This is a genomic window from Paraburkholderia sp. Cpub6 (assembly GCF_014201065.1).
Classification (GTDB): Bacteria; Pseudomonadota; Gammaproteobacteria; order Burkholderiales; family Burkholderiaceae; genus Paraburkholderia; species Paraburkholderia tuberum.
This window is the reverse complement of the sequence record NZ_JACHDM010000026.1, coordinates 87,757-97,880: the sequence shown is the minus strand read 5'-3', so window position 1 is coordinate 97,880 and position 10,124 is coordinate 87,757. Positions and strand designations below refer to the sequence as shown.

Annotated in this window: 11 protein-coding genes; 4 read left to right on the top strand and 7 right to left on the bottom strand. The window is 62.2% G+C overall.

Features of this window, described 5'->3' with window-relative positions:
- From gltA to HDG33_RS30280, 7 genes are all read right to left on the bottom strand, one after another.
- Positions 1-845: citrate synthase (gltA, locus tag HDG33_RS30310; protein WP_184038013.1), on the bottom strand; the 845-nt coding region annotated here is incomplete at its 3' end.
- A gap of 72 nt (positions 846-917) precedes the next feature.
- Positions 918-1,190 (bottom strand): succinate dehydrogenase assembly factor 2, encoded by a 273-nt coding sequence (locus HDG33_RS30305; RefSeq protein WP_018424116.1) that lies wholly within the window; start codon positions 1,188-1,190, stop codon positions 918-920.
- A gap of 84 nt (positions 1,191-1,274) precedes the next feature.
- Positions 1,275-1,979, bottom strand: a complete 705-nt coding sequence (locus HDG33_RS30300; protein ID WP_090808286.1) for a succinate dehydrogenase iron-sulfur subunit — start codon at positions 1,977-1,979, stop codon at positions 1,275-1,277.
- A 26-nt stretch (positions 1,980-2,005) separates the two neighbouring features.
- A complete protein-coding gene (sdhA, locus tag HDG33_RS30295) occupies positions 2,006-3,781 on the bottom strand; it encodes a succinate dehydrogenase flavoprotein subunit (RefSeq protein WP_184038010.1) in 1,776 nt (591 codons plus the stop codon).
- A gap of 4 nt (positions 3,782-3,785) precedes the next feature.
- Complete coding sequence (gene sdhD, locus HDG33_RS30290; RefSeq protein ID WP_184038008.1) at positions 3,786-4,154, bottom strand: succinate dehydrogenase, hydrophobic membrane anchor protein; 369 nt, start codon at positions 4,152-4,154, stop codon at positions 3,786-3,788.
- Between the two features lie 3 nt (positions 4,155-4,157).
- The gene (gene sdhC, locus HDG33_RS30285) at positions 4,158-4,574 is read right to left on the bottom strand and encodes a succinate dehydrogenase, cytochrome b556 subunit (protein WP_184038005.1); all 417 of its coding nucleotides are present in this window, start codon (positions 4,572-4,574) and stop codon (positions 4,158-4,160) included.
- 158 nt (positions 4,575-4,732) lie between these two features.
- Positions 4,733-5,533 (bottom strand): GntR family transcriptional regulator, encoded by an 801-nt coding sequence (locus HDG33_RS30280; RefSeq protein WP_184038002.1) that lies wholly within the window; start codon positions 5,531-5,533, stop codon positions 4,733-4,735.
- Positions 5,534-6,072: 539 nt separating this feature from the next.
- Between HDG33_RS30280 and HDG33_RS30275 the strand changes: the two genes are divergently transcribed.
- From HDG33_RS30275 to HDG33_RS30260, 4 genes are all read left to right on the top strand, one after another.
- Entirely contained in the window at positions 6,073-7,056 is a 984-nt protein-coding gene (locus HDG33_RS30275) for a malate dehydrogenase (RefSeq protein WP_090808272.1), read from the top strand.
- Between the two features lie 191 nt (positions 7,057-7,247).
- Positions 7,248-8,264: a CoA ester lyase gene (locus tag HDG33_RS30270; protein WP_184037999.1), complete on the top strand. Its 1,017-nt coding sequence runs from the start codon at positions 7,248-7,250 to the stop codon at positions 8,262-8,264.
- Positions 8,265-8,318: 54 nt separating this feature from the next.
- Positions 8,319-9,506, top strand: coding sequence for a 2-methylcitrate synthase (gene prpC / locus HDG33_RS30265; RefSeq protein WP_090808268.1), 1,188 nt, complete (start codon positions 8,319-8,321; stop codon positions 9,504-9,506).
- Positions 9,507-9,607: 101 nt separating this feature from the next.
- Entirely contained in the window at positions 9,608-10,120 is a 513-nt protein-coding gene (locus HDG33_RS30260) for a hypothetical protein (protein ID WP_184037996.1), read from the top strand.
- Positions 10,121-10,124: the final 4 nt, after the last annotated feature.

Here is a 10,124-nt window from a genome sequence, read left to right as displayed (position 1 = left end):
TCTTCCAGCATGGTCAGCGCGGCTTCGTTCGCGCCGCCGTGCGCCGGGCCCCACAGACACGCGATACCCGCCGCGATACACGCGAACGGATTCGCGCCCGACGAACCGGCGAGCCGCACGGTCGAAGTCGACGCGTTCTGCTCGTGGTCAGCGTGCAGGATCAGGATACGGTCGAGCGCGCGCACCAGCACGTCGTTGACCTCGTACTCTTCGCACGGGTTCGAGAACATCATGCGCATGAAGTTCGCGCTGTACGACAGGTCGTTCTTCGGATACACGAACGGCTGGCCGATGCTGTACTTGTACGCCATCGCGACCAGCGTGGGCAGCTTCGCGATCATACGGATCGCCGACACTTCGCGGTGACGCGGGTTATTGATGTCGAGCGAGTCGTGATAGAACGCGGACAGCGCGCCGACCGCGGCGACCAGAATTGCCATCGGATGCGCGTCGCGGCGGAAGCCGCGGAAGAAGAACTGCATCTGCTCGTGCACCATCGTGTGCTTCGTGACGGTGCCGACGAATTCGACCTTCTGCTTCTGGTTCGGCAGCTCGCCGTTCAGCAGCAGGTAGCAGGTTTCGAGGAAGTCGGCGTTTTGCGCGAGGTTGTCGATCGGGTAGCCGCGGTAGAGCAGTTCGCCCTTGTCGCCGTCGATGTAAGTAATCGCCGAATTGCACGCCGCCGTCGACATGAAGCCCGGGTCGTATGTGAATTTGCCGGTCTGGCCGTACAGTTTGCGAATGTCGATCACATCCGGGCCAATCGTGCCCTTGTAAATCGGCATTTCGACGCTCGGCGAATTGTCGCTGAACGATAGCGTGGCTTTAACATCTGACGGGGTCATAGCACATCCTCAATCGAAGTATGGATACAGGGTTTCGATAATTGCACGCCTGGAACAACGGACTGGCGGCGCTCAAGCGTTGCGCAGCAACTCCAGAACCCGGACCACGTCCGGGTCGGCCAGATCGCCTTCTGGTTCCTTGCGCGCGAGCAGCAAGTCCATCAGGTCGTTATCGCTCAGCTCGAGCAGGCGCGTGAGTGCGCCCACATCGGCATCGCTGAGGTCATGCTCATATCGGCTGAAAAAACGCTCGAAAATCAGGTCGTTTTCCAGCAGGCCCCGCCGTGCGCGCCAGCGAAGACGCGCGCGGCGGAGAGGGTCGGACTGATGCGATGTTTCGGTCATGTGGGTACACCCCGCGCCGCGCCCGGGCGCACTGACCGCCCTCTCGGGGGCAGCGCGCGCCAGGGAGCGCGGAGCTCATTGATACTAGACAGCGCGGCGAACCATCAATTCCTTGATCTTGCCGATTGCCTTGGTCGGGTTAAGGCCCTTCGGGCAAACGTCGACACAGTTCATGATCGTGTGGCAACGGAACAGACGGTACGGATCTTCCAGGTTGTCGAGGCGCTCGCCGGTTGCCTCGTCGCGGCTATCCGCGATGAAGCGGTAGGCTTGCAGCAGACCAGCCGGGCCGACGAACTTGTCCGGATTCCACCAGAAGCTCGGGCACGACGTCGAGCAGCTCGCGCACAGAATACATTCGTACAGGCCGTCGAGCTCGTCGCGTTCTTCCGGCGACTGCAGACGTTCCTTTTCCGGCGGCGGCGTATCGTTGATCAGATACGGCTTGATCGAGTGATACTGGTTGAAGAACTGCGTGAAGTCGCAGATCAGGTCGCGCACGACGGGCAGGCCCGGCAGCGGACGCAGCACGATCTTCTGCGGCAGGTCGTTCAGGTTCGTCAGGCACGCGAGGCCGTTCTTGCCGTTGATGTTCATTGCGTCCGAACCGCACACGCCTTCGCGGCACGAGCGACGGAACGACAGGGTTTCGTCGAGCGCCTTCAGCTTGATGAGCGCGTCGAGCAGCATGCGTTCGTGCGAGTCGATTTCGATCTCGTACGTCTGCATGCGCGGAGCGGCGTCCTTGTCCGGATCGTAGCGGTAAATTTCAAATGTACGCTTGGCCATTTCTCTGAATTCCTTTGACTTGTGCCTTAGAAGGTACGCGCTTTCGGCGGAACCGATTCGACGGTCAGCGGCTTCATGTGAACCGGCTTGTAGTCGAGGCGATCGCCTTCGCTGAACCACAACGAATGGCGCAGCCAGTTTTCGTCGTCGCGATGTTCGAAGTCGTTCTGCGCGTGCGCGCCACGGCTTTCCTTGCGCGCTTCGGCGGAGACCATCGTGGCGCGTGCCACTTCGATCAGGTTCGCCACTTCGAGCGCTTCGATGCGAGCCGTGTTGAACACCTTCGACTTGTCCTTCAGATGGATGTTGTCGACGCGTGCCGCCACTTCACGGATGGCCTCGACGCCTTCGGACAGCAGAGCCGAGGTACGGAACACACCAGCGTGCTTCTGCATCGTGCCGCGGATGTCGTTCGCGACCGACTGTGCGTACTCGCCCGACGACGAGCTGTCCAGCTTCGCCAGACGCGACAGCGCGAAGTCGGCTGCATCGGCCGGCAGCGGCTTGTGTTCCTTCAGTTCCTTCACGTGCTTGACGATGTGGTTGCCGGCAGCGCGGCCGAACACTACGAGGTCGAGCAGCGAGTTCGTGCCGAGACGGTTCGCGCCGTGCACCGACACGCACGAGCATTCGCCCACTGCGTAGAAACCGTTGACGACTTCTTCGTGGCCGCGCGGCGTACCGACGACCTGGCCGTTGATGTTCGTCGGAATACCGCCCATCTGGTAGTGGATGGTCGGCACGACCGGGATCGGCTCCTTGATGCAGTCGACGTTCGCGAACTTCAGCGCGATTTCCCGGATCGACGGCAGACGCTTCATGATCGTCTCGGCGCCGATGTGCGACAGGTCGAGCAGCACGTGATCCTTGTTCGGACCCACGCCGCGGCCTTCCTTGATTTCCTGGTCCATCGAACGCGAGACGAAGTCGCGCGGCGCCAGGTCCTTCAGCGTCGGCGCGTAGCGTTCCATGAAACGCTCGCCGTTCGAGTTACGCAGAATACCGCCTTCGCCGCGCACGCCTTCGGTGATCAGCACGCCCGCGCCGGCCACGCCGGTCGGGTGGAATTGCCAGAATTCCATGTCCTGCAGCGCGATGCCCGAACGGGCCGCCATGCCGAGGCCGTCACCGGTGTTGATGAACGCGTTGGTCGATGCCGCGAAGATCCGGCCCGCGCCGCCCGTGGCGAACAGCGTGGTCTTGCCTTCGAGGATGTAGACGTCGCCGGTTTCCATTTCCAGTGCGGTCACGCCGAGCACGTCGCCGTCGGCGTCGCGGATCAGGTCCAGCGCCATCCATTCGACGAAGAATTGCGTCTTGGCAGCAACGTTCTGCTGGTACAGCGTGTGCAGCAGCGCGTGACCGGTACGGTCAGCCGCCGCGCACGCGCGCTGCACCGGCTTTTCGCCGTAATTCGCGGTGTGGCCGCCGAACGGGCGCTGATAGATCGTGCCGTCCGCATTGCGGTCGAACGGCATGCCCATGTGTTCCAGTTCGTAGACGGCATTCGGTGCTTCACGGCACATGAACTCGATCGCGTCCTGGTCGCCGAGCCAGTCGGAGCCCTTGATCGTGTCGTAGAAGTGGTAGTGCCAGTTGTCTTCGCTCATGTTGCCGAGCGAAGCGCCGATGCCGCCCTGGGCCGCGACCGTGTGCGAACGCGTCGGGAACACCTTGGACAGCACGCAGACCGACAGACCGGCACGCGCGAGTTGCAGCGACGCGCGCATCCCCGAGCCGCCCGCGCCGACGATGACGACGTCGAAGCGGCGACGCGGCAGAGAATTCTTGATTGCAACCATGCTTTTATACTCTCCAGAGAATCTGCGCAGCGTAGCCCGCACATGCGAGCAGCCAGAGGATCGTCAGCACCTGGAGGACGAGACGCGTGCCAACGGGCTTCACGTAATCCATCCAGATGTCACGGATACCAACCCACGCGTGGTAGAACAGCGAGAGAAGCGTGACGAACGTGGCGAGCTTCATCCACTGCGTCGCGAAGATCGACGCCCAGCCGTCGTACGAAAAGTCGCGCGCGAGGAAGAACCACGCGAGCAGAATCACCGTGTACACCGCCATCACGCAGGCGGTGACGCGTTGCGCGAGCCAGTCGCGCAGACCGTAATGCGCGCCGACGACGAGACGCTTCGAACCGATTCGGTTATTGGCTGACATTTTTTAGAATGCTCCGAACAGTTTTGCCGCGAATGCGATGGTAAGCAGCGACGACACGACGATCACCACGATGGAGGTCGATTTGCCCTTCTCTTTCGACACGGCATCATGATTCGTATCCATCACGAGGTGACGGATGCCGGCGCAGAAGTGGAACAGGAAGGCCCACGCGAGAACCAGCGTGATCAGCTTGACGATGATGTTGGAGAGGAAGCCTTTGAATACTTCGAAGCTCAGTTCGGAAGTCAGGCTCTGATCGAAGAGGAACAGCAGGAACGGAAGGAAGAGAAACAACAAGGCACCGCTCACGCGATGCAGAATCGACACGCCCGCCGCCAGCGGGAAACGGTATGCCGTCAGTATTTGCCCAATACCGATGTTCCGGAATTCCGGCCTCGGTTTTTTTACGGCTTCTGCCATGCTAGACCCCTTACTATGTAGTCACACTAATCCGCAATTTTAGCGCCTTTTTATATCGCGCTGCAGCGAAAACCACGCTGGGTCCTTTGCTGCGCGCGCAATGAAAGCGCCTTCCGATTGGCGCGCGTGTGGGACGCCGCGCCTCGTTTCAGCCCGATTCAGCTCAGATCGTTCTGATAGTAATACCCGGTTGTGACATACCAACCTCGCCGGACTTCGACCGGCCGGTCCCCATAGGTATAGGACACGCGCTCGACCGACAGCAACGGAAAACCCGCCGGCACATGCAGCAGGTCCGCCACGGAAGGCTCCGCTGCGACCGCGCGGATTTTTTCCGTCGCGCGAATCATGCGGGTACCGAATTCCGTCTCGAACATCGCGTAGAGGGGACCCTTGTACTCCGACAGCCGCTCGAGCGTGAGCCCGCGGAACACGACGCCGGGCAGCCAGATTTCGTCGAGCACGGTGACTTCGCCGTCGAACTGCAGCAAACGCTTGATCAGCACGACCGGATCGGCCGGCTTCAGATCGAGCTGCCGCGCGATTTCCGCCGATGCGCGCAGCCGCCGGCATTCGAGCAGACGGCTCACGTGCGGATGCTCGGCGCCGTCGTCGGCGAGCAATCTCAGGAAACGGAACTGCGCGCGCTCTTCGTTGTGCGTTGCAACGAATGTGCCCTTGCCCTGGCGGCGCACCAGCAGGTTGTCGGCGGCGAGTTCGTCGATCGCCTTGCGCACCGTACCCTGACTCACCTTGAAACGCGCGGCCAGTTCGACTTCACTAGGAATGATCTCGCCCGGCTTCCATTCGCCGCTTTCGAGGCTCTGCGTAATCAAGCCCTTGATCTGCTGATATAAGGGGCTGAAGGTAGGCGACGCGGCAGCGGAAACAGCGGATACGCCTTCGCCGGCGGCCCCTTGGCCATTCGGGTTCACAGGATTCGCCGGGTTCGAATTCATGCGCGCATTTCATCATAAAGGGCTGGGACACGTCTAGGGTTTTCCCCGCGATAGATGTGTCTTATATAAGACATAAGATACTGTTGACTTTGTCTGTTTCGACTCCTACACTCCTTGTCGAGCAAGGGTTTGCGGGATTTTGCGGCGGCTGTTTGATGCAGCGCCGCGACGCTCCGGCAGCCACTCTGCACCATGCCGTCCCCTACGCAGTCCAGGTTTCGATTCGCCGCCATCCGTTGCATTCGCGCGCTGTCTCCGTGTTGCACCCGCTGGCCCGACGCTTGCCGAAACGCGCTGTTTGCAGGAGCCCGCACCGTGCAGTTGCGGCCCCGGCCCGGCGTAAGCCCTGGGCCATCCCGTCCCGCTCCGCAGTACAGCTTTCCGGCACGACGGTCTTGCCGTAACGCGCCGCCCGGTCTCGCCAATTCCGAGCCCGCACGCGAACAGTGAATTCCGCCGTGTTTCATCACGCTTCGCTGAACGCGCATATAGAATGGCGTTTTCCCTAGCGTCTAACGCATCGTCCTGGAGATTTCTCAATGGCTAAGCCCGCAAAGCGCGTTGCCGTCACCGGCGCCGCAGGTCAAATCGCTTACTCCCTGCTATTCCGCATCGCCAATGGCGACCTGCTCGGCAAGGACCAGCCGGTGATCCTGCAACTGCTCGATCTGCCGCAAGCGCAAGCCGCCGTCAAAGGCGTCGTGATGGAACTGGATGATTGCGCATTCCCCCTGCTGTCGGGCGTCGTGATCACGGACGACCCGAAGGTCGCGTTCAAGGACGCCGACATTGCACTGCTGGTCGGCGCGCGTCCGCGTTCGAAGGGTATGGAGCGCAAGGATCTGCTGTCGGCCAACGCCGAAATCTTCACGGTTCAGGGCAAGGCGCTGAACGACGTCGCCAGCCGCGACGTGAAGGTTCTGGTGGTCGGCAACCCGGCCAACACGAACGCATACATCGCCATGAAGTCGGCGCCGGATCTGCCGAAGAAGAACTTCACCGCGATGCTCCGTCTGGACCACAACCGCGCGCTGTCGCAACTGGCCGCCAAGTCGGGCAAGCCGGTCGCGTCGATCGAAAAGCTCGCAGTGTGGGGCAACCACTCGCCGACCATGTACCCCGACTTCCGCGTTGCAACGGCTGAAGGTCAGGACCTGACCAAGCTGATCAACGACGAAGAATGGAACCGCAACACGTTCATCCCGACCGTCGGCAAGCGCGGCGCGGCGATCATCGAAGCGCGCGGCCTGTCGTCGGCGGCATCGGCGGCTAACGCTGCGATCGACCACGTGCGTGACTGGGTGCTCGGCACGAACGGCAAGTGGGTCACGATGGGCATCCCGTCGGACGGCTCGTACGGCATCCCTGAAGACATCATCTACGGCGTGCCCGTGACCTGCGAAAACGGCGAGTACAAGCGCGTCGAAGGTCTGGCAATCGACGCGTTCTCGCGCGAAAAGATGGACGGCACGCTGCAGGAACTGCTGGAAGAGCGCGACGGCGTTCAGCACCTGCTCGGCTAAGCATCTGATGCCGATGAACCGGAACTCCGAAGCGTCAGCGCGGCGGGTTCCGGTTTTTTTCGTGTGAATGGCCGTGCGATCATCGCCATTCGCCTCTGATTCGAACGTGCTTTGCCGTTGCCCGACGGCACTCGCGCAGAGCACGCCCGAATCCGACATCCTTAATTTTCACCACGCCCCACACGCCGAAGATGCGCGTTCTCACACCCGCCGAAGTGCTGTTTGAGGGCGAAGCGCCGCCCGCTGTGCTGCCTGCCTGCGATCACTACGCGGGCAGCGAAAAGCTGATGCTGAAGTCGCTCGCGTTACAGCAGCAACTCGGCCCGGTGTTCGATATCACGCTCGATTGCGAAGACGGCGCGCAGGTCGGCCGCGAGGCCGAGCACGCGGAACTGGTCGCATCGCTACTGGGCACCGAGCATGACCGCTTCGGCCGCGTCGGCGTGCGCATCCACGACTTCGCTCACGCGCACTGGCGCGACGACGTACGCCTCATTCTGCGCGCCGCAAAGCGAGCACCCGCTTACATCACGCTGCCGAAAATCCGCAATGTTCACGATGCCGCCGAAATGATCGCGTTCATCGAGGCGACGCGGCGCGAGCTCGGCCTCGCGCAGCCGGTGCCGGTGCAGTTGCTGGTCGAAACCCACGGCGCGCTTACGCGTGTGTTCGAACTCGCCGCGCTGCCGGGCGTCGAGGCGCTGAGCTTCGGCCTGATGGACTTCGTCTCCGCGCACGACGGCGCGATCCCCGATACCGCGATGCGCTCGCCGGGCCAATTCGATCATCCGCTCGTGCGGCGCGCGAAGCTCGAGATTTCGGCGGCCTGCCATGCGTTCGGCAAGGTGCCATCGCACAACGTCAGCACCGAAGTGCGCGACATGAGCGTGGTCGCGAACGACGCACAGCGCGCCCGCAACGAGTTCGGCTACACGCGCATGTGGAGCATCCACCCCGCGCAGATCGAGGCGATCGTCGCCGCGTTCGCGCCGCGCGACGAAGAAATCGCGACGGCCGCCGAAATCCTGCTGGCCGCGCAGTCCGCGCATTGGGGCCCGACGCGTTACGGCGATACGCTGAACGACCGCGCGAGCTACCGCTATTACTGGTCGGTGCTGCGCCGCGCGCAAACCACCGGCCGCGCCGTTCCACAAGAAGCGGCGCCGCTTTTTGCGCAAGTGGGCGCCAACGGACAGTCGGTGGCATAAGCGACGCGTTTTTCAAACGGCAGCGATGAGCCGGCACACAGGAGAAGGCGGAACATGAGCGAGACGACGCAAGCCGCTGGCGCAACAGGCGGCAACGAAACGCAAAGCGGCTTCAAACCGAAAAAATCCGTCGCGCTGTCGGGCGTCACCGCGGGCAATACCGCGCTGTGCACGGTCGGCAAGACCGGCAACGATCTGCACTATCGCGGCTATGACATTCTCGACATCGCCGAGGCGTGCGAATTCGAGGAGATCGCTTATCTGCTGGTCCACGGCAAGCTGCCGACCCAGGCCGAACTGACCGCGTACAAGACGAAGCTGAAGTCGATGCGCGGCCTGCCCGCCAACGTGAAGGCCGCACTCGAATGGATTCCGGCCGCCGCGCATCCGATGGACGTGATGCGCACCGGCGTGTCGGTGCTCGGCACCGTACTGCCCGAGAAGGACGATCACAACCTGCCCGGCGCGCGCGATATCGCCGACAAGCTGATGGCCTCGCTCGGCTCGATGCTGCTGTACTGGTATCACTACTCGCACAACGGCAAGCGTATCGAGGTCGAAACCGACGACGATTCGATCGGCGGGCATTTCCTGCATCTGCTGCATGGCGTCGAGCCGTCGAAGGCGTGGGTGGATGCGATGCACGTGTCGCTGAACCTGTACGCGGAGCACGAGTTCAACGCGTCGACGTTCACCGGCCGCGTGATCGCCGGCACGGGCTCGGACATGTACTCGGCGGTCACCGGCGCGATCGGCGCGCTGCGCGGCCCGAAACACGGCGGCGCCAATGAAGCCGCGTTCGAAATCCAGTCGCGCTACCAGACGCCTGACGAAGCCGAAGCCGACATCCGCCGCCGCGTCGAGAACAAGGAAGTCGTGATCGGCTTTGGCCATCCGGTCTACACGATCTCGGACCCGCGCAACAAGATCATCAAGGAAGTCGCGAAGAAGCTGTCGAAGGAAGCCGGCAACACGAAACTGTTCTCGATCGCCGAACGGCTCGAATCGGTGATGTGGGACGCGAAGAAGATGTTCCCGAACCTCGACTGGTTCAGCGCGGTGTCGTATCACATGATGGGCGTGCCGACCGCGATGTTCACGCCGCTGTTCGTGATCTCGCGTACGGCAGGATGGAGCGCGCACATCATCGAGCAGCGCGTCGACAACAAGATCATCCGCCCAAGCGCGAATTACACCGGACCCGAGAATTTAAAGTACGTGCCGCTAAATAGGAGAAAATAGCGATCGCTGCGCGCTCCACAGCGCGTGCAGTTCAACCCGCGCGGCCGCCGGACCGGTCGTCCGCGCACTGTTTAACTGATTTTGATAGAAAGGTTTTCTCCATGAAAAAGCTGATGATCGCCGCCATGATTGGCGCCCTGTCCACGACGATGCTGACCGTCGCGACTGACGCCACCGCTGCGGACACGGCCACCACCACGAAGAAGCCGGCCACCAAGGCCGTCGCGAAGCGCCCGGAGCCGCACCGCCTGATCAAGCGCAAGCCGAATCCGGCGAAGGAAGCGAAGGTCGATCCGATTCCCGACGGCGCTGAAAAGTGGGCGTGCAAGGACGGCCTTGCTTTCGAAATGAAAGGCGACATGAAGCGTGACCAGATTGTCACGGTTCACTGGGCGAACAAGAACTACAACCTGCCGCGCGAAGCGACCACGACGGGCGCCGACCGCTTCCACGACGCAGCATCCGGCATGGACCTCGTCGTGATCCCGACGAAGGCCATGCTGTTCCAGGACAAGGACAGCTCGCGTCTCGCCGACGAGTGCAAGACGGTCGCCATGGAACAGGGCGCGCCGGCTGCAACGCAATCGAACGCGATCAACAAGACCGGCAACTGATTTT

Excerpts from the sequence above, each read along its gene's own strand:
- HDG33_RS30305 (WP_018424116.1), bottom strand. The coding sequence starts at position 1,190 with ATGACCGAAACATCGCATCAGTCCGACCCTCTCCGCCGCGCGCGTCTT.
- HDG33_RS30300 (WP_090808286.1), bottom strand. The coding sequence starts at position 1,979 with ATGGCCAAGCGTACATTTGAAATTTACCGCTACGATCCGGACAAGGAC.
- sdhA (WP_184038010.1), bottom strand. The coding sequence starts at position 3,781 with ATGGTTGCAATCAAGAATTCTCTGCCGCGTCGCCGCTTCGACGTCGTC.
- sdhD (WP_184038008.1), bottom strand. The coding sequence starts at position 4,154 with ATGTCAGCCAATAACCGAATCGGTTCGAAGCGTCTCGTCGTCGGCGCG.
- sdhC (WP_184038005.1), bottom strand. The coding sequence starts at position 4,574 with ATGGCAGAAGCCGTAAAAAAACCGAGGCCGGAATTCCGGAACATCGGT.
- HDG33_RS30280 (WP_184038002.1), bottom strand. The coding sequence starts at position 5,533 with ATGAATTCGAACCCGGCGAATCCTGTGAACCCGAATGGCCAAGGGGCC.
- HDG33_RS30275 (WP_090808272.1), top strand. The coding sequence starts at position 6,073 with ATGGCTAAGCCCGCAAAGCGCGTTGCCGTCACCGGCGCCGCAGGTCAA.
- HDG33_RS30270 (WP_184037999.1), top strand. The coding sequence starts at position 7,248 with ATGCGCGTTCTCACACCCGCCGAAGTGCTGTTTGAGGGCGAAGCGCCG.
- prpC (WP_090808268.1), top strand. The coding sequence starts at position 8,319 with ATGAGCGAGACGACGCAAGCCGCTGGCGCAACAGGCGGCAACGAAACG.
- HDG33_RS30260 (WP_184037996.1), top strand. The coding sequence starts at position 9,608 with ATGAAAAAGCTGATGATCGCCGCCATGATTGGCGCCCTGTCCACGACG.